Here is a 25,637-nt window from a genome sequence, read left to right as displayed (position 1 = left end):
TAACGCATGGTTTCGCTATCGCGTTTGCAGAAACATGGTACACGATGGGCATGAACGGGGGTTCAACCATCATCGGTCTGCGCGCTGAGCGCGACCCCGCGCCCGAGGAATCGGTGCTGCCGCTCGATCACGAATCGATCTACGTCGAAGAGGGAGCAGGCGAGCCCGCCGTGCGCGACACGCGCTTGCCGGCGATCGTCGCCGGCGTTGCGCTGTTCGGCTGGTGCGCGTTCGCGGCTTGGCTATTGTTCGATGGCGTAGCGGTGGCGCTGCCCCCCGTCGCGCTCGTCCAATTGATTGCCGCGCTGTGCGTACCCCCTGCGCTCATTGCCATTCTCTATCTCCTCTCCACCCGCAACGGTCGCGCCGAGGCCCGCCGCTTCGGCGCCACTGCACACGCGATGCGCGTGGAAGCGGCGACACTGGAGGTACGCATCGCCGCGCTTTCCGACCGGATCGAAGGCAACCGCTCCGCGCTCGGTGAGCAGGCGCATGCGATGATCGCCGCAGGCGAGGAAGTCAGCGAGCGGCTACAGCATATCAGCAATCTCGTCGTGCGCGATGTCGCGTCGGTTCACGCGGCTGCGCGGACGCTGGGCGAATCGTCGGATACCGCGGGCAAGAGGCTCGCGGTGCTGATCGCGACGATGCCGCGCGCCAATGGCGAGCTGCACTCGATGGCGGAGGTGCTCGACCGGCTCGGGCTGGCGGCGGGCGAACAGGTGTCGGCGCTCGACGCTCAGCTCGGCGCGCTCGCCGAACGCGGCCGCGTTGCCGACGAAGTCACCGGCAGCGCGGCGCAGCGGCTCGCGGCGCATATCGCGCGGATGGAAGCCACCAGCGAAAGCGCGGGCGCACGGCTCGAAGCCGTCACCGCCGACACTTCAGCAGCAGTCGATGCGGTGCTCGATCGCGCGGCACAGGCGATCGACGAGGCGCGCCGCGGGATCGCCGCGCAGGGCGAAGCGATGATGGCGATGCTCACCACCAACCAGGCGACGCTCGACCGGGTCGGGCGCGAGGGGATGGAGACGCTCGCCGCGCGCCTCGCCACCGTCGAAGAAGCGATCGGGCGGATAGCCACGGTCCTCGACCGTGAGCGCGATCACGCCGACCTGTTGTTCGATACGCTCGACACCAATGTCGCGGGCGCCACCGCGCAGCTCGACCTGCTCCATGAAACCGGCGTCCGGCGGGCGGGGTCGCTCGCGCAATCGGTGGCGGCGGTCACCGTCGGGCTCGATGCGATGCGTGATTCGATGCAGGCGGGCGATGCCGTCGCCGCCGCGACGATCGAGCGCGCCGAAGGCCTGCTGACCGCGCTCGACGCCGCGGTGCGCGAGATCGACGAGACCCTGCCCCAGGCGCTCGTGCGCCTCGACGCGCGCGTCGGCGAGAGCCGCGCGATCGTCGGCGCCGCCAAGCCCGAATTGCTCGCGCTCGTCAACGCCGCCGAGAGCACCCACGACGCGATCGACGCGATCAACACCACCGTCGGCGCGCAGCGTGACACGCTGGTGGCGCTGTCGGCCGCGTTGGTCGAAGCGCTGGGCACCGGCAGCGAGCGGATCGACGGCATCCAGCACGCGATCGAAAGTACGATCGCACAGACCCGCGACTTCGCCGACGATGCGGCCCCGCGGCTGGTCGAGGCGTTGGTGCGGATCCGCGAGACCGCCGGTGCCGCGACCGAGCATGCGCGCACGAGCCTGGCCAGCGTCATCCCCGAAGCCGCGACCCGGCTCGAAACCGCGTCGGTCCAGGCACTCGCGCGCGCGATCGACGATGCGGTCACGCGCCAGCTCGGCCTGCTCGGTCAAGCCGCCGACGAAGCGGTCCGCGCCGCCAACCGCGCCTCGGCGCAGGTAGGCGAACAGATGGCGAGCATCGTCGAAGCCACCGCACGGATCGACCACCGGATCGAGGAAGCGCGCAGCGAGCGCGAGACTGCCGATCGCGACAGCTTCGGCCGCCGCGTGTCGCTGCTGATCGAGGCGCTCAACTCGGCCTCGATCGACATCGCGCGCGCTTTGTCGTCGGACGTGTCGGACACCGCCTGGTCGGCGTATTTGAAGGGCGATCGCGGCGTCTTCACCCGCCGCGCGGTCAAGCTGATCGAGCCCGGCCAGCTGCGCGAGATCGCGAACCTCTACGATTCGGACGACGACTTCCGCGATCAGGTGAACCGCTACATCCACGACTTCGAGGCAATGCTGCGCCAGGTGCTGGCGCACCGCGACGGCTCACCGCTGGGGGTAACGTTGCTGTCGTCGGACGCGGGGAAGCTGTACGTGGCGCTGGCGCAGGCGATCGAGCGCCTGCGGGCGTAGTGCTCCCCTCCCCGGAAGGGAGGGGTCGGGGGTGGGTGGAGGCCTGAAGCTACGGAACCCAAGCGCCCGACACCAAAGTATCGCGAGCACTCCACCCACCCCCAGCCCCTCCCTTTTAGGGAGGGGAGCGGACGTCACCGCCCCCTGGCGTTCACAAAATCCAGCATCTCGGCGGTCACCCACCCATTCACGTAATTCGCGTAGAACGCGCCGAACAGCATCGCCGACACGATCGTCGTCAGCAGCGCGACCCGGCCTACATTGAAATGCGTCGGCGCGCTGTCGGCCTGGCCCGGTATCCGGTCGATCCCCGCTTCGTCGGTGGTCTGCACGCCGAAGGGCAGCACGAAGAACACCGACAGCGCCCAAAACAGGAAATAGATCGCCATCGCCGATTGCCAGGCCATCGCGTCAGCCCTCGATCAACATCACGTCGACGACGGGCTTCTTGCCGGTCCAGCGCGTCGCGACGCGGCGCGCGGCCAGGCGGATCGCCTCGGTCCGCTTCTCGGCGTTGCGCTCGTTGGTCGACAGCACCTTGATCACCGCACCCTGGACTTCGGCAAGGAACGGATCACGATCCTCCTCTACGGGCACGCCCTGTACACAGATCTTTGGCTGGCCGATGATCCGTCCGCCCTTGCCGATTGCGACCGCGACCGACATCTGGCCATAAGTCGCCAACCGGCGGCGTTCGTTGATCGTCGAACCATCGGCGGGCAGGATCACATCGCCGTCGAGCAACAGCCGCCCGACCGTCGCGAAGCCGATCCGCTTGGGTTCGCCCGGCGACAGCCGAAGCACGTCGCCATTCTTCTGCACCACCGAACGCTTGATCCCCTGCGCGGTCGCGAACTTGCCGTGTTCGGTCAGGTGGCGGCCTTCGCCGTGCACCGGCACCACCATCTGCGGGCGGATCCATTTGTACATCTTGGCGAGCTCGGGACGCCCCGGATGGCCCGACACATGAACATGCGCCTGTTTGTCGGTGATCAGCTCGATCCCGCGCTCGGCCAACGTGTTCATGATCTTGCCGATCGCGACTTCGTTGCCCGGAATCTGCTTCGACGAGAAGATCACCCGGTCGCCCGATTCGAGCTTCAGCTGGTGGCTGCCCGACGAAATGCGCGCCAGCGCGGCGCGATCCTCACCCTGCCCGCCGGTGCCGATGATCAGCAACTTGCCGCGCGGCAACCGCATTGCGGTGTCGAAATCGACCGTCTCGGGGAAATCCTTGAGATAGCCGGTTGCCTTGGCGACCTTCAGGATGCGGTCGAGCGAACGCCCGGCGACGCAGACCTGACGGCCGTTGGCGATCGCGCAGCTTGCGAGCGTCTGGAGCCGCGCCGCGTTTGAGGCGAAGCTGGTGACGAGCACGCGGCGCCCCTCGGCACGCGCGATCTCGGCGTGCAGCCCGGCGCGAACGTCTTCTTCCGAACCCGAGGCGGCTTCGTTGAGCACGTTGGTCGAATCGCACATCATCGCAAGGATGCCCTTGTCGCCGATCGCGGTCAGCTGTTCGGGGCTGGCCGGCGTGCCGACCTGCGGATTGGGATCCAGCTTGAAATCGCCGGTGTGGAACACGCGGCCATATTTCGTCTCGATCACCAACGCGCTCGGCTCGGGGATCGAATGCGCCATCGGGACGAAGCTGACGCCGAACGGCCCCACCTTCACGCTGCCGCCGATCTCAATGATCTTGAGCTTCACCTGCTTGGCGATGCCCTCTTCCTCGAGCTTGCCGCGGATCAACCCCGCAGTGAACGGCGTCGCATAGATCGGCACGCCAAGGTCGGCGGCGAAATAGGGCAAGGCGCCGATATGGTCCTCATGCCCGTGGGTGATGACGATACCCGCCAGATCGGCGACGCGATCCTCGATGAATTGCAGGTCGGGCAGGATGATGTCGATGCCCGGATAGGCGGGATCGGCGAAGGTCACGCCGCAATCGACCATCAACCATTTGCCGTCGGCGCCGTAGAGGCTGACGTTCATGCCGATTTCGCCCGAGCCGCCAAGTGCGACGTAGAGCAGTTCTTTTCCTGGAGTCACTTCGTTCCTGTTCTTGCTTCTAGTGGAATGGAGGCTCCCGCCGCCGCCCGATGCCTGAGCTTGTCAAAGCGCCGTTGCCGGCGGCGCTTTGACAAACGCACGAGGGGGAAGATGGCGGAAGCCGTTTCGGTGCTATACCGATCCTTGCGCTATATGGCGACGCGACCACAGAATCGCCAGCCCCTGAATGGTCAGGTCCGATTCGATCGTGTCGAAAGCGTCGGTTTGTTTCTCGAACAGCATCGCCAGGCCGCCGGTGGCGATCACCTTCACGGGGCGACCGATCTCGGCGCGCAGCCGCGCGACCAGCCCCTCGATCATCGCGATATAGCCCCAATAGATGCCGATATGCATCTGGTCGACGGTGGTCCGGCCGATGACGCTCGCATTATCGGGCGCCTCGATCGCGATCCGCGGTAGCTTCGCGGTCGCGCTCACCAGCGCATCGAGCGACAGATTGATGCCCGGTGCGATGATCCCGCCCTTATAGGCCCCGGTATAATCGGCGACGTCGAAGGTGGTCGCGGTGCCGAAATCGATGATGATCAGGTCGCCGGCATGACTCGCATGCGCCGCGATCACGTTGAGCGCGCGATCGGCGCCCACCGCATCGGGTTCGTCGACATCGAGCGCGATCCCCCAGGGCGCATCGCCCTTGCCCGCGATCACCGCCTCGGTCTTGAAATATTTCGAAGCCAGCACCTGCAGGTTATGCAGCGCACGCGGCACGACGGTGCCGACGATCACCCCGGTCACCTGGCTCCGCTCATAGCCTTCGAGCACCAGCAACTGGCTGAGCCATACCGCATATTCATCAGCCGTGCGGCGCGGATCGGTGGCGATCCGCCAGCGCGCGCGGATCACCCGATCGGCATCGACCAGCGCGAAGACGATATTGGTATTGCCGGCATCGATCGCGAGCAGCATCGGCCTCACCCCTTCCCGCAGTCAGACAAGAAACACATCCCCCGCATGCATGACATGCAGCCGCCCATCGGCCAACCGCAGCATCAGCGCGCCGTCACCCGTCAGTCCCTCGAACAAGCCATCGACCGGCTCGCCGCCGGGCAAGCCGACGCGAAGCGCGGTGCCCACCGGGTGCGCGCGCGCCGCCCAGCGATCGCGCACAGGCGCCAACCCCTCGCCGCGCCAGCGCCGCAGCCAGCGCGCAAAGCTCTCGGCGAGCGTTTCGATGAAATCGGTGGGCGCCACCGCCACGCCTTGCGCCGCAAGGCTGGTCGTCGGCCGCTCGGGCAGATCGGGATGGTGCGCGAGGTTCACGCCGATCCCGGCCACGACCGCATCCTCGGCACGCTCGAGCAGGATCCCCGCAAGCTTGGCGCGCCCGATGAGCAGATCGTTGGGCCATTTCAGCGCGACACCGCGGTCGGCACCTAGATAGCTCGTCACGACTTCTTCAAGCGCCACCCCCGCGACCAGCGACAGAGTAGCGGCAGGCGGATCGGTCGGACGAAGCCGCACCAGCGTACTCGCGTATAAATTGCCCGTCGGCGACTCCCAAGCTCGCCCCTGGCGTCCCCGCCCGGCGGTCTGGCGATCGGCGCGTAGCCAGCTTCCCTCGAGCGCACCCGCGAGGGCCGCCGCCAACAGATCGGCGTTGGTCGAGCCGGTTTCGGCGACGCTGCGGATATCGTTCAGAACAGGGCTCGTGCCGCCAGGACGCTCCAGCCCCCCAGCAACGGGATCGCGAAATAGCCGAGCGGCGAGATGAACGCCGCGGTCACCGCGATGATGCCGTTCTCGACCACGCTGCCGCTGCGCGGGAACGCAGGCGCCGGCGCATCGAAATACATCGTCTTGATGACGCGCAGATAATAATAGGCGCCGATTACCGATGCGGCGATGCCGATCACCGCCAGCGGGAACAGCCCCGCCGAAACCGCTGCGTCGAACACCGCGAACTTGGCGTAGAAGCCGAAAAGCGGCGGGATGCCCGCAAGGCTGAACATGAACATCGCCAACGCCAGCGCGAGCCCAGGCCGCGTCTGTGACATACCCGACAGGCTGCTCAGCGTCTCGACCGGCACGCCGTCATCGTCGCGCATCTGCAGCACGATCACGAAGCTGCCGAGCGTCATCGCGACATAGATGGTCATATAGACCAGCACGCTCGCCACGCCCTGTTCGGTGCCTGCGGCCAGCCCGATCAACGCGAAGCCCACATTGTTGATCGACGAATAGGCGAGCAGCCGCTTGATGTTGGTCTGGCCGATCGCCGCGACCGCACCGAAGATGATCGACGCGAGCGAGGCGAAGATCACGATCTGGCGCCATTCGAGCAAGGCCGGTCCCATCGCCTCGGTCGCGACGCGCACCGCGAGTGCAACCGCGGCGACCTTCTGTGCGGTGGCGAAGCTGATCGTCACCGGGGTCGGCGCCCCCTCGTACACATCGGGGGTCCACATATGGAACGGCACCGCGGCGATCTTGAACGCGAGGCCGGCGAACACGAACACCAGCCCGAACAACAGTCCGGTCGACGTACCCGCGGCATAGGCCGCCGCAATGTCGGCATAGATCGTTGTGCCGCTGAAGCCGTACACCAGGCTGATGCCATAGAGTAGGATGCCGCTCGCGAGCGCGCCGAGGATGAAATATTTGAGGCCCGCCTCGGCCGAACGCTGGTCGCGCCGCATGAAGCTGGCGAGCACATAGGCGGCAAGGCTCTGGAGCTCGAGCCCGACATACAGGCTCAGCAGGTCGCCCGCCGAAACCATCATCCCCATGCCGACCGCGCTCAGCAGGATCAGCACCGGATATTCGGGGCGCAGGTCGTCGCCCGAGGTCTGCTGGAAGAAGCGCGGCGCGATCACGATCGCCGCTGCCGATGCGATATAGATCAGCACCTTGGCAAAGGTGCCGAACGCATCGGCGCGGTACAAGCCGTCGAACGCCTCGCCGCCGCTCGATGGCGGGCCGAGCAGCGAAATGCCGGCGCCAAGCAGCACCGCGACCGACGCCCAGCTCACCGCGCGGGTCGATGCCTGCCCGCCCCATGCGGCGACGAGCATCAGCACGAGCGCGCCGATCGTCAGCACCAGTTCGGGAAGGATCAGCAGCAATTGGCTAGCGTAGGACATCAATGCTCTCCGCCTTCGGCACCGGCCGAATGCGCATAGGCGCCCGCCTCGGCCTCTCGCTCGGCAATTGCCGCGCGGGCTTCGGGGGTACCGGGGGTCGGACGCGAATCGCTCGGCGGCGCAGCGCGGTCGAGGCGCGCCAGCAACGTCGTCACATCGGCGCGCATCGGCGCGAGGAACGGCTCGGGATAGACGCCCATCCACAGCACCACCGCTGCGATCGGCGCTAGCAACGCGATCTCGCGCCCCGACAAATCGGGCATTGCGCGGACATCGTCCTTGGTCAGCTCGCCCCACACCACGCGGCGGTACAGATACAGCATATACGCCGCACCCAGGATGATGCCGGTGGTGCAGAGCAAAGCGATCGTCGTCGACACCTGATAGGTACCCGCCAGGCTGAGAAACTCGCCGACGAAGCCCGAGGTACCGGGCAGGCCGATCGACGCCATGGTGAACAGCAGGAAGAAGATCGCATAGCGCGGCATGTTGTTCGCCAGCCCGCCATAGCGACCGATCTCACGGGTGTGCAGTCGGTCGTAGATCACGCCGACGCACAGGAACAGCGCCGCCGACACCAGGCCATGCGACAGCATGACGATCATCGCGCCCTCGATCCCCTGCTGGTTGAACGCGAAAAGCCCGATCGTGACGATCGCCATATGCGCAACCGAGGAATAGGCGATCAGCTTCTTCATGTCGGACTGCACCAGCGCCACCAGCGAGGTGTAGATCACGGCAACCGCCGACAGCCCGAAGACCAGCCAAGTCAGCTGCCCCGATGCTTCGGGGAACATCGGCAGGCTGAAGCGCAGGAAGCCATAGCCGCCAAGCTTCAGCAGCACGCCCGCCAGGATCACCGACCCTGCGGTGGGCGCCTGGACGTGCGCGTCGGGCAGCCAGGTATGCACCGGCCACATCGGCATCTTCACCGCGAACGACGCGAAAAAGGCAAGCCACAACCAGGTCTGCACGCCTGCCGGGAAGTCATATTCCATCAGCGCCGGGATGTACGACGTGCCGGCATTGACGCTCATATAGAGCATCGCGATGAACATCAGCACCGAGCCGAGCAGCGTGTATAGGAAGAATTTGTAGCTCGCGTAGATCCGGTTCGCACCGCCCCAGATGCCGATGATCAGATACATCGGGATCAGGCCACCTTCGAAGAAGATGTAGAACAGGAACAGGTCCTGCGCCGCGAAGGTGCCGATCATCAGCACTTCGACCAGCAGGAACGCCGCCATATATTCGGGCACGCGGTTCGTGACCGCGGTCCAGCTGGCGCCGATGCAGATCGGCATCAGGAACACGCTCAGCATGATCAGCATCAGCGCGAAGCCGTCGATCCCCAGCGCCCAAGCGAAGCGACCGAACAGCGGGGCATATTCGACGAACTGCCACTGCGCCGCCGCACCGCCGATGTCGAAGTTAGCCCAGAGCACGCAGCCCAGGACGAAGTCGATGAGCGTCGCGATCAACGCGGTCAGCCGCGCGGTCTTGGCATCGACGAACAGGCACGCGATCGCCGCGAGCACGGGGACGGCGAGCATTACCGAAAGAATGGGGAAGCCTTCCATCAGCCTTGCCCCGCAATGGCCCAGGTGACCGCGGCGGTAAGCCCGATCAGCATGACGAATGCATAGGAATAGACATATCCCGATTGAATGCGGCCCGCGAGCCGGCTGGAAAGCGACACCACCGCCGCCGACCCGTTGGGGCCGAACCGATCGATCGTGCCTTCGTCACCCGCCTTCCAGAAAAAGCGGCCGATGGCGAAGGCCGGGCGTACGAACAACAGGTCGTACAGCTCGTCGAAATACCATTTGTTGAGCAGGAAGCCGTAGAGCACGCGGAAGGTCTCGGCGAACTTCGCCGGGAATTCGGGCGAGCGGATATACGCCAGCCACGCGACCACCAGACCGACGACCATCACGATCGTCGCCGCCAGTTTCACGAACAACGGCACTTCGTGCATCTCGTGCGCCAGAGTCGAATCGAAGAAGATCGATCCCTTCCAGAAGGTCGCACCCGCCTCCGGCTCGAGGAAATAATGGTGGAAGCCAAAGCCAGCCGCCACCGCGCCGACCGTCAGCACCAGCAACGGGACCAGCATCGCGATGCCGCTTTCGTGCGGGTGATAGCCGCCGGTGCCGGTCTTCACCTCGTGCGCGCCCGGCGCATGCGCGTCGGGGGCATGGCCGGCATCCTCGTGCGCAGGCTCTTCGTGATGGCCATGCGAGTCATGCAGCGCGTGCTGGATATGCTCCGACGCGGCCCAGCGCGGCTTGCCCCAGAAGGTGAGGAACATCAGGCGCCACGAATAGAAGCTGGTGAGCAGTGCCGCCAGCGTCCCGACCCAAAACGCGCCCTGCCCTTCGGCACCCGAAGCCCATGCCGCTTCGAGGATCGCGTCCTTCGAATGGAAGCCGGCAAAGCCGCCGATGCCGTAGATGCCGACGCCGGTGATCGCGAGCGTTCCCGCGAGCATCGTCCAGAAGGTCACCGGGATCGATTTCCGCAGGCCGCCATAGAAGCGCATGTCCTGCTCATGGTGCATCGCATGGATGACCGAACCAGCGCCCAGGAACAGCAGCGCCTTGAAGAAGGCGTGGGTGAACAGGTGGAACATCGCCGCGCCATAGGCACCGACGCCCGCGGCGAAGAACATATAGCCCAGCTGCGAGCAGGTCGAATAGGCGATCACGCGCTTGATGTCGGTCTGCACCGTGCCGATCGTCGCGGCGAAGATGCAGGTCGCGGCCCCGACGCCGGTCACCACCGCCAGCGCCAGCGGCGAGGTTTCGAACATCGGCGACAGGCGGCAGACCATGAAGACGCCCGCGGTGACCATCGTCGCGGCATGGATCAGCGCCGACACCGGGGTCGGCCCCTCCATCGCGTCGGGCAACCAGGTGTGGAGGCCGAGCTGCGCCGACTTGCCCATCGCGCCGATGAACAGCAGCAGGCACAGGATCGTCATCGTATCGAGGCGATAGCCAAGGAAGCCGATCGTCGACCCCGCCATCTCGGGCGCTGCAGCGAGGATCTCGGGGATCGAGATCGTGCCGAACACCAGATAGGTGCCGAAGATACCCAGCATGAAGCCCAGATCGCCGACGCGATTGACCACGAACGCCTTGATCGCGGCGGCCTGCGCCGATGGCTTCTTGTACCAGAAGCCGATCAGCAGATAGCTTGCGAGGCCAACGCCTTCCCAACCGAAGAACATCTGGACCAGGTTGTCGGCGGTCACGAGCATCAGCATCGCGAAGGTGAACAGGCTCAGATACGCGAAGAAGCGCGGCTGATCGGGATCCTCTTCCATATAGCCCCAGCTATACAGATGGACGAGCGCCGAGACGGTGGTGATGACCACCAACATGATCGCGGTGAGCGTATCGACGCGCAGCGACCAGTCGATGCTCATCTCGCCCGACTGCATCCACAGCAACACCGGGGTAACGGTCGCCTCGGCGCTGCCGGCGACGAACGACAGGAAGATCGGCCAAGACAGCGCACACGAAATGAACAGCGCGCCGGTGGTGACGAGCTTGGCGGGCACGCTGCCGATCGCGCGATTGCCAAGGCCCGCGACGATCGCGGCGAGCAACGGCAGGAAGACGATGATCGAGATCATGCTCACGCCGGCATCTCACACATTACCGTCACCCCAGCGAAGGCTGGGGTCTCGTGCGGCAAACGCGCACTCAAGACGGAAGAGACCCCAGCTTTCGCTGGGGTGACGTTCAATAGCGACACCCGGCTCACCCCTTCATCCGATTGGCATCGTCGACCGCGATCGAACCGCGCCCACGGAAATAGATCACCAGAATCGCCAGCCCGATCGCCGCCTCGCCCGCAGCGACGGTCAGCACGAACATCGCGAACACCTGCCCCACCAGATCGCCCAGATACGCCGAGAAGGCGACCAGGTTCAGGTTCACCGCGAGCAGGATCAGCTCGATCGCCATCAGGATGATGATCAGGTTCTTGCGATTGAGGAAAATCCCCATCACGCCCAGCGCGAACAGGATCGCCCCGACGACGAGATAATGGTTGAGGCCGATCACAATTCCACCCCCGTGCCGACCGGCTGGTTGACCTTGCGCACCGCATCCTTGGCGCGGCGGTTGACCTGCGCCGAGATGTTCTGCGCGCGCACGCCGCCGCGTTCGCGATGCGTCAGCACGATCGCGCCGATCATCGCCACCAGCAGCACCAGCCCTGCCCCTTCGAACACGAACAGATAGCGCGTGTAGAGCAGCCGGCCGATCGCCTCGATATTGGGCACCGCGGCATCGATCGGCGCGATCCGCGTCGACAGCTCGATCCCGCCGACGCTCCACGCACCAACGCCGATCATGATCTCGGCCGCCAGCGCCACCGCCAGCGCGATGCCGATCGGCAGATAGCGCACGAACCCGGCGCGGAGCTCGGCGAAGTCGATGTCGAGCATCATTACGACGAACAGGAACAGCACGGCGACCGCGCCGACATATACCACCACCAGCAGCATCGCGATGAACTCGGCGCCGACCAGCACCATCAGCCCCGCGGCGTTGAAAAACGCCAGGATCAGCCACAGCACCGAATGCACCGGGTTGCGCGCGGTGATCACCAGCGCCGCCGACAGCACGACGATGCTCGCGAAGAGATAAAAGGCGATTGCCTGGATCAACGAAGCGACTCCATCAGCGCCGCCGTCGCTCCTGCGAAAGCAGGAGCATCGCAGAAACGAAGCGTGCCGTTGCGGCACGAGATCCCAGCTTGCGCTGGGATGACGACAATAGCGTGAATCATGCTGACCCCTTTGGCCGGTCGCTTAACGGTACGGCGCGTCGGCGGCAAGGTTTGCGGCGATCGCGCGTTCCCAGCGGTCGCCGTTCGCGAGCAGCTTGTCCTTGTGATAGATCAGCTCTTCGCGCGTCTCGGTCGAGAATTCGAAATTCGGCCCCTCGACGATCGCATCGACCGGGCATGCCTCGGCGCACAGGCCGCAATAGATGCACTTGGTCATGTCGATATCGTAGCGCGTCGTGCGGCGGCTGCCGTCGTCGCGCGGCTCGGCCTCGATCGTGATTGCCAGCGCCGGGCAGACCGCCTCGCACAGCTTGCACGCGATGCAGCGTTCCTCGCCATTGGGATAGCGACGCAGTGCGTGTTCACCCCGAAAGCGCGGGCTGATCGGGTTCTTCTCGTACGGGTAGTTGATCGTCGCCTTGGGCTTGAAGAAATAGCGCAGCGTCAGCGCGTGCGCCTTCAGAAATTCCCACAGCGTGAACGATCGGACGACCTGGGCGAAACTCATGCCGAAACTCCAACGCGCGTCAGCATCAGGAAGCCCGACACGAGGAAAACGAAAAACAGGCTGAGCGGCAGGAAAACCTTCCAACCCAGCCGCATCAGCTGGTCGTAGCGATAGCGCGGCACCGTCGCCTTGATCCACGAGAAGACGAAGAAGAAGAACAAGATCTTGGCGAACAGCCAGATGATCCCCGGCACCAGGTACAGCGGCGCCCAGTCGAACGGCGGCAGATAGCCACCCCAGAACAGGATCGCGTTCAGCGTGCACATCAGAATGACGTTGGCGTATTCACCCAGCCAGAACAGCGCGAACGCCATCGACGAATATTCAGTCTGGAACCCCGCGACCAGCTCGCTCTCGGCCTCGGTAAGGTCGAACGGCGCGCGCGCGGTCTCGGCCAGCGACGAGATCAGGAACACCACCGCCATCGGGAAGAGTAGCGGGTTGAAGCCGAAACCGTTGATGAAGCCCAAGATCGTGCCGCGCTGCGCCTCGACGATGCCCGACAGGTTGAACGTCCCCGCCCACAGCACCACCGATATCAGCACGAAACCGATCGCGACTTCGTAGCTCACCATCTGCGCGGCCGCCCGAAGCGCCGAGTAGAACGGATATTTCGAGTTCGACGCCCAGCCCGAGATGATGACGCCATACACCCCAAGCGACGACGCCGCGAGGATGTAGAGCAGCCCGACATTGATGTCAGCCAGCACCACGCCGGCCTGGAACGGTACCACCGCCCATACGATCAACGCGACGGTAAAGGTGATGATCGGCGCGAGCAGGAACAGCGCCTTGTTCGCGCTGGTCGGGATGATCGTTTCCTGCAGGAATACCTTCAACCCGTCGGCGAACGACTGGAGCAGCCCGAAGGGCCCCACGACGTTCGGCCCCTTGCGCAGCGCCATCGCCGCCCAGATCTTGCGATCGGCATAGATGATCATCGCCACCGCCAGCATCAGCGGCAATGCGATCACCAGGATGCCGACGATCGTCGCGGTAAACCACGCGCCCTCATAGCCAAGGCCGAGCGACTGGAAGAAACTGGTCATCGGAGGCACTCAATCTCTTTTGCTGAAATAAGATTTCGCTGACCGGTAACGTCGCCGCGCATTCGCAACGAGAAATTATGCTCGCGGACCAAATGCAATGCCATCTCAACGGAGCTTACAAAAATAGCATTCTTCTTGTGATGGCTTTCTGGTCGTCGCGACGGATCCCCAAGCTCATACATCCCGTTTGCGTCGGGATCAGGGAAGTAGTGCTCTAACCGTCCATCATCTAGACGCCGAACCCGGTGAGGCGTCAGAACAGTCATTCCGCCGCCTCAGCGAAATCCCGACCGTGCACCAGTTCGGCCGAGCAGCGCTGCATCGTCGGGCTGGCGCGGCAGATCGCGTTGGTCAGGTAGAAATCGGCGATCGGGTAGGTCACGCTTCCTCGCGCCGACGCAGCGAGCGCGGGCGGGTTCCAGTCGTACCGGACCAACCCCTCTTGCGCCAACGCAGGCACGTCGCTCGCCATCGCGGCGCGCAACGCTTCGAAGCTGTCGAAGGGCAACCGCCGCCCCAGCACGTCGGACAGCGCGCGGAAGATCGACCAATCCTCGCGCGCGTCGCCCGGCGGGAAGACCGCACGGTCGCCGCGCTGGACCCGCCCTTCGAGGTTCACATAGGTACCCGGCTTCTCGGCATAGCTCGCGCCCGGCAGGATCACGTCGGCATGCGCCGCGCCCCGGTCGCCATGATGGCCGACATACACCTTGAAGCTGTTAGCGAAGCCCCCGAAATCGACCTCGTCGGCCCCCAGGAAGAACACCAGCTTGGGCGCCGCGGCGACGATATCGGCAATCCCGCCCGGCTGCGCATAGCCGAGCATCAGCCCACCCATCCGCGCCGCGGCATTATGGACGACGTTGAAGCCGTTCCAACCTTCGCGTACCAGATTGAGCGAACCAGCAAGGGCCAGTGCGCCGCCATGCCCTGCCTTCAGCGCTCCCGGTCCGACGATTACGGCGGGACGCACGGCATCGCTAAACGCCTGCGTCACCGCCTCGGGCAGATCGCCGAGCAGCGACAGATCGTCACCAAGCCACGTCGCGCGATAGGTCAGGTCGACCTGCGGACCGATCGCGAACACCTTGGCGCCGCGCTTGATCGCCTTGCGGATCCGCGTGTTCACCAGCGGCGCTTCGTGGCGCAGGTCGCTGCCCACCAGCAGGATCGCGTCGGCATCCTCGATGCCCGCAATCGTCGTGTTGAACGCGACCGCACCCAGCGAGGTCACGTCATACGCCATGCCCGTCTGCCGCCCTTCGAGTAGCGACGAACCAAAGCCCTCTACCAGCTTCTTGGCGGCAAACATCGTCTCGCAATCGACCAGGTCGCCCGCGATCGCCGCGACGCTCGGTCCAGCATCCGCCGCAACGTGCGCGATCGCGGCGAAGGCTTCGTCCCACGATACCGCAACCAGCTTGCCGTCGCGCCGGACATAAGGCTTGTCGAGCCGGCGGCGCACCAGACCGTCCACCGCGTGGCGGGTCTTGTCGTGCGCCCACTCTTCGTTGACGTCCTCGTTGATCCGCGGCAGCGCGCGCAGCACCTGGCGCCCGCGGCTGTCGAGCCGGATGTTGGTGCCGACCGCGTCCATCACGTCGATCGCCAGCGTCTTCTTGAGCTCCCAGGGCCGCGCCTCGAACTGATAGGGCTTCGACGTCAGCGCGCCCACCGGGCACAGATCGACGACATTGCCGCTCAATTCGCTGGTCACCGCCTTTTCGAGATAACTGGTGATCTGCATATTCTCGCCGCGATACAGCGCACCGATCTCCTCGACCCCCGCGACTTCCTCGGCGAAACGGATGCAGCGCGTACACTGGATGCACCGGGTCATCACCGTCTTGATGATCGGACCCATATATTTTTCGGTCACCGCGCGCTTATGCTCGGTGTAGCGCGAATGGCCGCGCCCATAGGCCATTGTCTGGTCCTGCAGGTCGCATTCGCCGCCCTGGTCGCAGATCGGGCAGTCGAGCGGATGATTGATCAGCAGGAATTCCATCACGCCCTCGCGCGCGGCCTTCACCATCGCGCTGTCGGTGCGGATTTCCTGGTTGTCGGACGCGGGCAGCGCGCAGCTCGCCTGCGGCTTGGGCGGCCCGGGCTTCACCTCGACCAGGCACATCCGGCAATTGCCCGCGATGCTCAGCCGCTCGTGATAGCAAAAGCGCGGGATTTCCTTGCCCGCGGCCTCGCAGGCCTGCAGCACCGTCGCGCCCTGCGGCACCTCGACTTCGATTCCATCGACTTTAAGCTTTGGCATTTCAGTTCTTTTCCGCGGCGGGGTTTTCGGCTTGCTGCACCGCCATTGCATAATAGGCCGGCGCGATATTCAGGCGCAGCATCGCCCGCTTGATCGATACCGTGGCGCCGCTGTCTGTACACTGGCCAATCGCCGGCACCAGCGCTGCGATCGCCTTGTCCTCGGCAGCCGATCCAGCCTCGGTCGCGATTACCGCAAGCGACTTTGCGGGGTTTGTGCGGACCAAGCAGCGCACCGTTTTGGTATCGCTCGTGGGCAGATTCTGGAAGGCAGCATCCTGATAAAGCGATGCGATTGGCTCGGGCTCGATCGGCGCTGGCGGGTTGGCACGTAGATATGCCTCGGCATTTACCGCCGCCAACCAGAGATAGCGACCGGTACCCGGCAGGACGAAGCCTTCGACCTGCCGGGTTAGCTCAAGGCAACGCTGGTATATCGGCCGAAACGCGTTCCAGTCTCGCGTCGCAAGCTGACCGGTAAGAACTGCATCTAGATAACGCTTAACCTTCCCCGCGTCGGTTTGCACCGCGCAGGATGCCGCCCCTTGATACAGACGCATCTTCTCCGCGTCGGGCAAGCTGCGCAGGTCCATCTCGGAGGATTCCGACATGCCCGAAACGACCATGCCCGAGCTGCGCCCGGGGATAAGCGAACCAGTCCCTACCCCGCGGCGCTGCTCTGCGTGTGCGGCGCCACCGCATACGGCGACCCCAACTACCAGTGCGACAGCCGCCGAAGCAGGCGAGCGAAAGGCGAACCAGGCTGCCACTATTCTGCGGCTTCCTGATATGACGCCGCCTCGCCGCCCTGCCGCTCGACGATGCGCCGCTCCATTTCGGGGCGGAAATGCTTGATCAGCCCCTGGATCGGCCATGCAGCCGCGTCGCCCAGTGCACAAATGGTGTGGCCCTCGACCTGCTTGGTCACTTGGTACAGCGTGTCGATCTCGGAAATGTCGGCATCGCCGGTGCGCATCCGCTCCATCACGCGCCACATCCAGCCGGTGCCTTCACGGCACGGGGTGCACTGGCCGCAGCTCTCATGCTTGTAGAAATACGACAGCCGGCTGATCGCGCGGACGATGTCGGTCGACTTGTCCATGACGATCACCGCCGCGGTGCCGAGACCCGAGCCGAGCTCCTTCAGCCCGTCGAAATCCATCGGCGCGTCCATGATCTGCGCCGCCGGCACCAGCGGTACCGAAGACCCACCGGGGATCACCGCCAGCAGATTATCCCAGCCACCGCGAATGCCGCCGCAATGCTTTTCGATCAGCTCGCGGAACGGAATACCCATTTCTTCCTCGACCACGCAGGGCTTTTCGACATGCCCGCTGATCTGGAAGAGCTTGGTGCCCTTGTTGTTCTCGCGCCCGAAGCCAAAGAACCATTCGGGACCGCGACGCAGGATCGTCGGCACTACCGCGATCGATTCGACATTGTTGACCGTCGTCGGGCAGCCATAGAGGCCCGCACCCGCGGGGAACGGCGGCTTGAGCCGCGGCTGCCCCTTCTTGCCCTCTAGGCTTTCGAGCATCGCGGTTTCTTCGCCGCAGATATACGCGCCGGCGCCGCGATGCGCGAAGACGTCGAAATCATACCCCGACCCGCACGCATTCTTGCCCAGGAAGCCGCGGTCATACGCCTCGGCGATCGCCGCGAACAGCGTCTCGGCCTCGCGGATATATTCGCCGCGGATGTAGATATACGCCGCGCGCGCGCGCATCGCGAAACCCGCGATCAGCGCGCCTTCGATCAGCTTGTGCGGATCGTGGCGGATGATTTCACGATCCTTGCAGCTGCCAGGCTCGGATTCATCGGCGTTGATGACCAGGAAGTTGGGCCGCTCGGGCTTGGGTTCCTTGGGCATGAAGCCCCATTTGACGCCGGTCGGGAAGCCGGCGCCACCGCGGCCTCGCAGACCCGACGTCTTGACGCGATCGATGATCGCATCCTGGCCGATTTCCATCAGCGCCTTGGTATTATCCCAGTCGCCGCGCGCCTCGGCAGCGGCGATGTTCCACGGCTGAAAACCATAGACGTTAGTGAAGATGCGATCCTTGTCGTGGAGCATCCTATCGACCCTTCCCGATCGCCTTTTCGGCGAAGAAATATACCGCCACCGCGATGATGCCGGCGATCAGCACGCCGACCAGCTTGATGACGCCGACCAGCAGCTGGATTGCCAGCCACAGCAGCACGATGCCGACGACGATCGCCAGCAGGATCGAAGCGATCCCCTTCACGCGCCGACGCCCCATTCGCCGCGATAGTCGTGATTGGCATCGACCATCGCGTGCAGATTCGTGGTACCGCCCTCGGCCTCGCTGGTGTGCCGGCCATTTTGTGGGCCAGGCTTGGGCGTGTCGCCATTGGCGAGCGCCTCGAGGATCGCGACGGTGCGATCGTAATCGAGGTCCTCGAAATTATCGTCGTTGATCTGGACCATCGGCGCATTGGCGCAATTGCCCATGCATTCGACCTCGGTGAGCGTGAACAGCCCGTCCGGAGTCGTCTTGCCCTTGGTCAGCCCGCGATTCTTGCACGCCGCAAGCACATCGTCCGACCCGCGCAGCATGCACGGCGTCGTGCCGCACACCTGGACATGATAGCGGCCGACCGGCGCCAGATTATACATCGTATAGAAGGTCGCGACCTCGAACACGCGCATATACGGCATGTCGAGATAGGCGGCGACATATTCGATCACCGGCACCGGCAGCCAGCCTTGGGTGTGCGTTTCCTCGCCCACCTGGCGCTGTGCGAGGTCGAGCAGCGGCAGCGTCGCCGATTGCTGCCGCCCAGCGGGATAGCGCGCGACGATCTCGCGGGCTTTCACAGCGCTCGCATCACTCCACGCGAACGCGCCCCAGCGCGCACGGGTTTCGGCTTCGTTGGGGATATGGGGTGCGTCAGCCATTCTGCTTCTTCTCACGTGATGCGACAGCGATGACCGCGACAGGCCCCTGCAACAAGGGCAACAGATTCGCGGCGCTCACCGGTCGCACTCCCCGAACACGATATCCATCGCCCCCAGGATCGCGGTCGTATCGGCGAGCATGTGGCCGCGCGACATGAAATCCATCGCCTGCAAATGGCTGAACGCGGTCGGCCGTATCTTGCAGCGATACGGCTTGTTCGACCCGTCGCTCACCAGATAGACGCCGAACTCGCCCTTGGGGCTCTCGGTCGCGACATACACCTCGCCTGCGGGCACGTGGAAGCCCTCGGTATACAGCTTGAAGTGGTGGATCAGCGCTTCCATCGAGCGCTTCATCTCGCCGCGCTTGGGCGGCACCACCTTGCGGTCGAGCGACGCGATCGGTCCCTCGGGCATTTGCGCCAGGCATTGCTTCATGATCCGCGCCGACTGGTACACTTCTTCAACGCGCACCATGAAGCGGTCGTAGCAATCGCCCTTGGTACCGACAGGCACGTCGAATTCCATCCGGTCGTACACGTCATAGGGCTGCGACTTGCGCAGATCCCAGGGAATACCCGCGGCGCGGATCATCGGCCCCGAAAAGCCCCATTTGATCGCGTCTTCGCGGCTCACCGTGCCGATATCGACGTTGCGCTGCTTGAAGATGCGGTTCTCGGCGACCAGGCTGATCGCGTCGCCGAACAGCCGCGGCAGCCGGGTATCGAGCCAGTCGGCGATGTCGGTCAGCAGCTTGAGCGGCACGTCCTGGTGCACGCCGCCGACGCGGAAGTAATTGGCGTGCATCCGCGCGCCCGACGCGCGCTCGTAAAAGCCCATGCAGTCTTCGCGCAGCTCGAACATCCACAGGTTCGGCGTCATCGCGCCGACATCCATCACGTGCGAACCAAGGTTCAGCATGTGGTTCTTGATGCGAGTCAGCTCGGCGAAGAACACGCGCAGATATTGCGCGCGCAGCGGCACCTCGAGGTCGAGCAGCTTCTCGACCGCCAGCACATAGGTGTGCTCCATGCACATCGGCGAGCAGTAATCGAGCCGATCGAAATAGGGCAGCGCCTGGGTATAGGTCTTGTATTCGATCAGCTTTTCGGTGCCGCGATGGAGCAGCCCGACATGCGGATCGATCCGCTCGATGATCTCGCCATCGAGCTCCATCACCAGCCGCAACACGCCGTGCGCAGCCGGATGCTGCGGGCCGAAATTGATCGTGTAGTTCTGGATTTCGACATCGCCGACCGTCGGATCGGCGGCATCGGTGCGATGGGCGATTTCGTCGAGATACTCGGCCATTACTGCTTTCCTTCCCCGCCATCGGGCGAGGGCACGTCGGGATCGACCGGCTTGTCCTTGGCCAAATTCCCCGAATCGGCCCGTCCGGCACCGGTATCGGCGCGGCTCTCGGTCACCTTCTTCTCGGTCGCCTGTGGCTGGACGTCCTTGGCGGGCGACGCCGGCACCTTCGCTGCGTCGTCGGCGGTTACCGGCGAAGGCGCACCCTTGGCCTGCGCCTGCGGCGCGACCGCGGCCTTCTCGTCCCCGGGCAGCACATATTGCGCGCCTTCCCACGGGCTCATGAAGTCGAAGGTGCGGAAGTCCTGCGCCAGCTTCACGGGCTCATACACCACGCGCTTGGCTTCTTCCGAATAGCGCATCTCGACAAAGCCCGAGAGCGGGAAGTCCTTGCGGAACGGATGACCGCGAAAGCCATAGTCGGTCAGGATCCGGCGCAGGTCGGGATTACCGTCGAACAGCACGCCGTACATGTCGTACACCTCGCGCTCGAGCCAGCCCGCGACCGGCCAGATCGAGACGATCGACGGCACCGGCTTTTCCTCGTCGGTGACCACGCGAACGCGCAGCCGATGGTTCCGCGTCAGGCTGAGCAGGTGATAGCAGACGTCGAACCGCTCGGGCCGCGACGGATAGTCGACACCCGCAATCTCCATCAGCTGCTGATATTCGAGGCCGGGCGTATCGCGCAGCGCGATCATCGCATCGTACAGCTGCAGGCGATCGACGGTGATCGTCACCTCGCCGACCTTGTCCTGCGCTTCGACGATCATCGCCCCCAGCGCCAACTGCGCCAGGTCGATGGTATCGCCATTCTCGGCGTAACGGGGAGCGGGCGCCTTCATGCTCAACGCTCGATCGTGCCGATGCGGCGGATCTTCCGCTGCAACTGCATCACGCCATACAGCAGCGCCTCGGCGGTCGGCGGGCACCCGGGGACGTAAATGTCCACCGGCACGATCCGGTCGCAGCCGCGAACGACGCTGTAGCTGTAATGATAATAGCCGCCGCCATTGGCGCAGCTGCCCATCGAAATCACGTATTTCGGCTCGGACATCTGGTCGTACACGCGGCGAAGCGCAGGGGCCATCTTGTTGCACAAGGTGCCCGCGACGATCATCACGTCCGACTGGCGCGGCGACGCACGCGGTGCGGCGCCGAAGCGCTCCATGTCATAGCGCGGCATGTTGACGTGGATCATCTCGACCGCGCAGCATGCCAGGCCGAAGGTCATCCACCACAGGCTGCCGGTACGCGCCCAGGTGAACAGATCCTCGGTCGAGGTGACCAGGAAACCCTTGTCGTTCAGCTCGCCATTCAGGTCGCCGAAAAACTGCTGGTCGGGCGGCGTGACCACGCTCGCACCGCCGGTCAGGCCGACGGCGCCCCGCTGGGCGGGATGCGCGGGGTTGAATTCTACTCCCAATCGAGAGCTCCCTTTTTCCAGGCGTAAATCAGGCCAAGCGCGAGTTCGGCGATGAAGATCATCATCGACGTCCAGGCCACCCAGCCCAGATCGAACACCGTCACTGCCCAAGGATATAGGAACGCCGCCTCGAGATCGAAGATGATGAAGAGGATGGCGACCAGATAAAAGCGCACGTCGAACTGGCTGCGCGAATCCTCGAACGCGGGAAAGCCGCACTCATATTCGGTCAGCTTCTCGGGCGTCGGCTTGTGCGAACCGGTGAAGCGCGAGGCCACCATCGGCAGGAACACGAACGCCGACGACAGGATCAGGGCGACGCCCAGAAACAGCAGGATCGGCAGATATTGCGACAGGTCGACCAAAACATCTTCTCGCAGTTGCGGTAGGAAGTTACCGGGCTTCTAGGCGGATGGACCTAGAGGGGCAAGGCCGCGCCAGTGTGAGAATCACTCGCAGGATACCCGCTTTGTGACCCCCTGAGCGACCGCGGCGCGACGCGTCAGGCGTTGCGCAGCGCGCCCGCCAACAGCTTGTGCAGCTTCGAATGCATGCCGTCATTGGCGGCAAGCAACTGCTTGCGCTCCATCGGCGAATCGCCACCGCGGAAATCGGTGACGAAGCCGCCGGCCTCCTTGATCAGCAGCATCCCCGCAGCACAATCCCAAGGCTCGAGCCCACTTTCCCAGAAGCCGTCATAACGGCCCGCAGCGACCCAGGCGAGGTCGAGCGAGGCGGCGCCCAGCCGGCGAATGCCTGCAACTTCGGGGGCGATCGCACCGAAGATCCGGCTCCACTCGGCGAAATTGCCATGCCCCATGAACGGGATGCCGGTGGCGATGAGCGCCTCGGACATATCGCGCCGCGCCGATACGCGAAGCCGCGCATCCTGCAACCACGCCCCGCGGCCCTTTTCGGCCCAGAAACTCTCGTCGGTCAGCGGCTGATAGACCAGCGCATGCGTGATCTCGGGGCGCCCCTGTGGCCCGCGCGGATCTTCGACCGCGATCGAGATCGCGAAATGCGGCATGCCGTGGAGGAAGTTGGTGGTGCCGTCGAGCGGATCTACGATCCAGCGCGGCTTGTCGGGGTCACCCTTGATGTCGCCGCCTTCCTCGAGCAGGAACCCCCAATCGGGGCGTGCCTTCAGGAGTTCGTCGTACAAGGTGCGCTCGGCGCGCTGGTCGGCCATCGACACGAAATCGGCGGGCCCCTTTTTCGAGACCTGCAGATGCTGGACTTCGTTGAAGTCGCGACGAAGCCGCGGCGCCGCCTTGCGCGCGGCGCGTTCCATGACGCTGAGAAGGCCGGATAGGGCTGCCATAATTTTCTTCTTCCCCCCTCCCGCTTGCGAGTGCCGCCGCGCGGTCGGGTAAATTATGCCCCCGACATAATTTAGGGATTGCTGGGGGCAATCCCTACCCGACCGTGCGGGGGCACTGGGTCGGGGGAGGGCTTGTTGTCAAATGAAGATGGCGTCGCCCGTTGACACGCCCTCCCCTAGCCCCTCCCGCAAGCGGGAGGGGAACCGATCAATCAGCGCGCTTCACATAGGTACGCTCGTACACGTCGACGACGATCTTGGTCCCCGCGCCGATATGCGGCGGCACCATCACGCGAACGCCGTTTTCGAGGATCGCGGGCTTGTACGACGACGACGCCGTCTGGCCCTTCACCACCGCATCGGCTTCGACGATCAGCGCCTCGATCGTGTCGGGCAGCTGGACGCTGATCGGGCGCTCGTCATAGCATTCCATGACCACGTCCATCCCGTCCTGCAGGAAGTCGGCCGCGTCGCCCAGCACGCCCTTGTCGAGCGTGATCTGCTCGTAATTGTCCTTGTCCATGAACGTCAGCGTGTCGCCCTCGGCGAAGAGATACTGGAAATCCTTGGTATCGAGCCGGACGCGCTCGACCGACTCTGCCGATCGGAAGCGGACATTGTTCTTGCGGCCGTCGATCAGGTTCTTCAGCTCGACCTGCATATAGGCGCCGCCCTTGCCGGGCTGGGTGTGCTGAATTTTCACCGCGCGCCAGATGCCGGTTTCATATTCGATGATGTTGCCGGGACGAATGTCCACGCCGCTGATCTTCATGGGTCCTGCCTGGATTAGAAAGAGCTGAGCGCGCGGCTTTAGCGAGCGGCGGCTGTCCCGGCAAGCAGCGGCGTCGGATCGACCGCGCGCCCCTGATGCCAGTCGTCACCCGGCTGCATCAGGTGCATGCCGAAGTGCAGGTGATAGTTGCCCGGGCCGGCGTTGCCGGTATCGCCGACATAGCCCAGCACATCGCCCGCGCGCACCGCGAACCCCTCGCGGATGCCGGGCGCATAGCCCGCCAGATGCGCATAATAATAGGACCAGCGACTATCGAGCGAGCGGACGTACAGGGTCGTCCCGCCGCCACCGCCGCTCTCGAACAATTTCTCGATCACGCCATCGGCCGCCGCCAGCACGGGGGTACCGCGCGGCGCCATGATGTCATGCCCGCGATGCGCACGTGTCCCATCGCCGCGCGGGTCGCCCCAGCTCGATGCGATCGCGGCGCGCGGCACCCCGGCGACCGGCACCGTCAGCAATGGCCCGTTCCAGCTGATCCGCGTGCCGGTATCGGCAAGCGGATCGACGGGCACGGTGGGAACCGCGGGTTGCTCGCGGCGAAGCGACACCAACGGCTCGCGCACGCTGCCGTTCGAGCCGAACGACAGCATCGATCCGAACAGCGCGATGCCGCCCACGATCAGCAGCAGGATCCCCCAACCCAGCCGAGTCATCGCCTCAGCCGATCACCGCTGGAACACCGCTTTGGTGCCGGGCTTCACCATCATCGAGACGCGCGCCGCATCCCAGTTGGTCAGGCGGATGCAGCCATTGCTCTCGGTACGGCCGATCTTGGCGGGCTCGGGCGTGCCGTGGATGCCATAATGCTCCTTCGACAGGTCGATCCACACGATCCCGACGGGGTTGTTGGGCCCCGGCGGCACGATCGCCTTCTCGGCATCGGGCGCGGTGCCCGCGATCAGCTTGGGATCGAACGACCAGTCGGGATTGCGCGCGACGCCCTTGATCGTCCACGTCCCGATCGGCAACGGGAACTGGCTCGATCCCATGGTGGCGCTGACCTGCCCCACCAGCCGGTCACGCGCGTCATACACCTTCAGCACGCCTTCGGATTCATCGACCACCACCCGCTCGCCTACCGGCTGGCGCGCGTCGACGTTGAGATAGGCGAGCGTCCGCCGCCAATCGGCATCGTCGACATCATAGTCGCGCGAGGTCGGCAGCGCGTTGGGGAAAACCACTTGCTGCCCTACCTTCAGCGGCGTCTCGCGGCTGTTGAGCGCGACGAGCGTCTCGGGCGTCGTGTGGAACATCTCGGCCAGCTTTTCGAGCGGCGAGCGATACGGAATGCCCGGCAGCTTGGCCTGGTCACCATAATCCTCGGGCAGGTTCGCCATGAACGGACCCGCGAGCATCCCCGGCGTCAGCGCGATCGTCTTGGTAGGGCGCCAGTTACGGTAGCGGCCCAGCACCTTGAGGGTCGCGGTATCCGCCTTGCCCGTCACCGGCAGCCCACGGCTGGTCTGGAACCCGCGCAGCGCCGCCACCAGCGACTGACCGCCCTTCCCGTCGAGCACGCCGGGCCCGAAGCCCAGTTTGTCGAGGATCACCTGGACGTGCAGGACCGTAGGATCGACCCCGGTGGCGCTCGCCGCCGTGGGTGCCGCTTGGGCGGTTGCCGACTCGGGGGTAGCCAGCGTTGCAGTCAGCGCGATAGCGCTCGCCAGTCCGCTCAAGCCCAATATGGTCCGATTACGCATCCACTCTACCCCTGTTACGCTTATACTGTGACAGGATAAACGACGGGTA

General features: G+C 64.7%; 25 protein-coding genes. 1 reads left to right on the top strand and 24 read right to left on the bottom strand.

Annotated features, from left to right (window positions below):
* Positions 1 to 50: 50 nt before the first annotated feature.
* Positions 51 to 2,330 (top strand): coiled-coil domain-containing protein, encoded by a 2,280-nt coding sequence (locus NMP03_RS03520; protein WP_256507154.1) that lies wholly within the window; start codon positions 51 to 53, stop codon positions 2,328 to 2,330.
* Positions 2,331 to 2,464: 134 nt separating this feature from the next.
* On the opposite strand, the gene NMP03_RS03515 is transcribed toward NMP03_RS03520, so the two are convergent.
* From NMP03_RS03515 to NMP03_RS03400, 24 genes are all read right to left on the bottom strand, one after another.
* Positions 2,465 to 2,737, bottom strand: a complete 273-nt coding sequence (locus NMP03_RS03515) for a DUF1467 family protein (RefSeq protein WP_256507153.1) — start codon at positions 2,735 to 2,737, stop codon at positions 2,465 to 2,467.
* A 4-nt stretch (positions 2,738 to 2,741) separates the two neighbouring features.
* On the bottom strand, positions 2,742 to 4,382 hold the full coding sequence (locus tag NMP03_RS03510) for a ribonuclease J (protein WP_256507152.1): 1,641 nt from the start codon (positions 4,380 to 4,382) through the stop codon (positions 2,742 to 2,744).
* 132 nt (positions 4,383 to 4,514) lie between these two features.
* Positions 4,515 to 5,309, bottom strand: a complete 795-nt coding sequence (locus NMP03_RS03505; RefSeq protein WP_256507151.1) for a type III pantothenate kinase — start codon at positions 5,307 to 5,309, stop codon at positions 4,515 to 4,517.
* Between the two features lie 21 nt (positions 5,310 to 5,330).
* On the bottom strand, positions 5,331 to 5,990 hold the full coding sequence (locus NMP03_RS03500; protein WP_406698169.1) for a biotin--[acetyl-CoA-carboxylase] ligase: 660 nt from the start codon (positions 5,988 to 5,990) through the stop codon (positions 5,331 to 5,333).
* 47 nt (positions 5,991 to 6,037) lie between these two features.
* Positions 6,038 to 7,483 (bottom strand): NADH-quinone oxidoreductase subunit NuoN, encoded by a 1,446-nt coding sequence (gene nuoN / locus NMP03_RS03495; protein ID WP_256507150.1) that lies wholly within the window; start codon positions 7,481 to 7,483, stop codon positions 6,038 to 6,040.
* Positions 7,483 to 9,063, bottom strand: coding sequence for an NADH-quinone oxidoreductase subunit M (locus tag NMP03_RS03490; RefSeq protein WP_256507149.1), 1,581 nt, complete (start codon positions 9,061 to 9,063; stop codon positions 7,483 to 7,485). Before NMP03_RS03490 ends, nuoN begins: the two co-directional genes overlap by 1 nt.
* Positions 9,063 to 11,123: an NADH-quinone oxidoreductase subunit L gene (nuoL, locus tag NMP03_RS03485; RefSeq protein WP_256507992.1), complete on the bottom strand. Its 2,061-nt coding sequence runs from the start codon at positions 11,121 to 11,123 to the stop codon at positions 9,063 to 9,065. The genes NMP03_RS03490 and nuoL overlap by 1 nt, the downstream gene beginning before the upstream one ends.
* Before the next feature lie 127 nt (positions 11,124 to 11,250).
* Positions 11,251 to 11,556, bottom strand: coding sequence for an NADH-quinone oxidoreductase subunit NuoK (gene nuoK / locus NMP03_RS03480; protein ID WP_256507148.1), 306 nt, complete (start codon positions 11,554 to 11,556; stop codon positions 11,251 to 11,253).
* Positions 11,553 to 12,164: an NADH-quinone oxidoreductase subunit J gene (locus tag NMP03_RS03475; RefSeq protein WP_256507147.1), complete on the bottom strand. Its 612-nt coding sequence runs from the start codon at positions 12,162 to 12,164 to the stop codon at positions 11,553 to 11,555. The genes nuoK and NMP03_RS03475 overlap by 4 nt, the downstream gene beginning before the upstream one ends.
* Positions 12,165 to 12,308: 144 nt before the next feature.
* The gene (gene nuoI, locus NMP03_RS03470; RefSeq protein ID WP_131601507.1) at positions 12,309 to 12,794 is read right to left on the bottom strand and encodes an NADH-quinone oxidoreductase subunit NuoI; all 486 of its coding nucleotides are present in this window, start codon (positions 12,792 to 12,794) and stop codon (positions 12,309 to 12,311) included.
* Entirely contained in the window at positions 12,791 to 13,843 is a 1,053-nt protein-coding gene (gene nuoH, locus NMP03_RS03465) for an NADH-quinone oxidoreductase subunit NuoH (RefSeq protein WP_256507146.1), read from the bottom strand. Before nuoH ends, nuoI begins: the two co-directional genes overlap by 4 nt.
* 262 nt (positions 13,844 to 14,105) lie before the next feature.
* Positions 14,106 to 16,112: an NADH-quinone oxidoreductase subunit NuoG gene (nuoG, locus tag NMP03_RS03460; RefSeq protein WP_256507145.1), complete on the bottom strand. Its 2,007-nt coding sequence runs from the start codon at positions 16,110 to 16,112 to the stop codon at positions 14,106 to 14,108.
* A gap of 1 nt (position 16,113) precedes the next feature.
* Entirely contained in the window at positions 16,114 to 16,737 is a 624-nt protein-coding gene (locus tag NMP03_RS03455) for a hypothetical protein (RefSeq protein ID WP_256507144.1), read from the bottom strand.
* Positions 16,738 to 16,880: 143 nt separating this feature from the next.
* Entirely contained in the window at positions 16,881 to 18,185 is a 1,305-nt protein-coding gene (gene nuoF / locus NMP03_RS03450) for an NADH-quinone oxidoreductase subunit NuoF (protein WP_256507143.1), read from the bottom strand.
* A 1-nt stretch (position 18,186) separates the two neighbouring features.
* Positions 18,187 to 18,372, bottom strand: a complete 186-nt coding sequence (locus NMP03_RS03445) for a hypothetical protein (protein ID WP_256507142.1) — start codon at positions 18,370 to 18,372, stop codon at positions 18,187 to 18,189.
* Positions 18,354 to 19,031, bottom strand: coding sequence for a complex I 24 kDa subunit family protein (locus tag NMP03_RS03440; RefSeq protein WP_256507141.1), 678 nt, complete (start codon positions 19,029 to 19,031; stop codon positions 18,354 to 18,356). The genes NMP03_RS03445 and NMP03_RS03440 overlap by 19 nt, the downstream gene beginning before the upstream one ends.
* A 75-nt stretch (positions 19,032 to 19,106) precedes the next feature.
* Positions 19,107 to 20,342, bottom strand: a complete 1,236-nt coding sequence (locus NMP03_RS03435; RefSeq protein ID WP_256507140.1) for an NADH-quinone oxidoreductase subunit D — start codon at positions 20,340 to 20,342, stop codon at positions 19,107 to 19,109.
* On the bottom strand, positions 20,342 to 21,187 hold the full coding sequence (locus NMP03_RS03430) for an NADH-quinone oxidoreductase subunit C (RefSeq protein WP_256507139.1): 846 nt from the start codon (positions 21,185 to 21,187) through the stop codon (positions 20,342 to 20,344). The genes NMP03_RS03435 and NMP03_RS03430 overlap by 1 nt, the downstream gene beginning before the upstream one ends.
* Before the next feature lie 2 nt (positions 21,188 to 21,189).
* A complete protein-coding gene (locus NMP03_RS03425) occupies positions 21,190 to 21,768 on the bottom strand; it encodes a NuoB/complex I 20 kDa subunit family protein (protein WP_406698164.1) in 579 nt (192 codons plus the stop codon).
* Positions 21,759 to 22,133 (bottom strand): NADH-quinone oxidoreductase subunit A, encoded by a 375-nt coding sequence (locus tag NMP03_RS03420; RefSeq protein ID WP_256507138.1) that lies wholly within the window; start codon positions 22,131 to 22,133, stop codon positions 21,759 to 21,761. The genes NMP03_RS03425 and NMP03_RS03420 overlap by 10 nt, the downstream gene beginning before the upstream one ends.
* Positions 22,134 to 22,270: 137 nt before the next feature.
* A complete protein-coding gene (locus NMP03_RS03415) occupies positions 22,271 to 23,092 on the bottom strand; it encodes an inositol monophosphatase family protein (RefSeq protein ID WP_256507137.1) in 822 nt (273 codons plus the stop codon).
* 208 nt (positions 23,093 to 23,300) lie between these two features.
* Positions 23,301 to 23,864 carry an elongation factor P gene (gene efp / locus NMP03_RS03410; protein WP_033919948.1) on the bottom strand — a complete coding sequence of 188 codons (564 nt, stop codon included), beginning with the start codon at positions 23,862 to 23,864 and terminating at the stop codon, positions 23,301 to 23,303.
* Between the two features lie 38 nt (positions 23,865 to 23,902).
* Complete coding sequence (locus NMP03_RS03405; RefSeq protein ID WP_256507136.1) at positions 23,903 to 24,541, bottom strand: M23 family metallopeptidase; 639 nt, start codon at positions 24,539 to 24,541, stop codon at positions 23,903 to 23,905.
* A gap of 12 nt (positions 24,542 to 24,553) precedes the next feature.
* Positions 24,554 to 25,588: a L,D-transpeptidase family protein gene (locus NMP03_RS03400; RefSeq protein ID WP_256507135.1), complete on the bottom strand. Its 1,035-nt coding sequence runs from the start codon at positions 25,586 to 25,588 to the stop codon at positions 24,554 to 24,556.
* Positions 25,589 to 25,637: the final 49 nt, after the last annotated feature.

The organism is Sphingomonas qomolangmaensis, assembly GCF_024496245.1.
Classification (GTDB): Bacteria; Pseudomonadota; Alphaproteobacteria; order Sphingomonadales; family Sphingomonadaceae; genus Sphingomonas; species Sphingomonas qomolangmaensis.
Note: the sequence above shows the minus strand (reverse complement) of the source record. Positions and strands in the feature narration are given on the sequence as shown.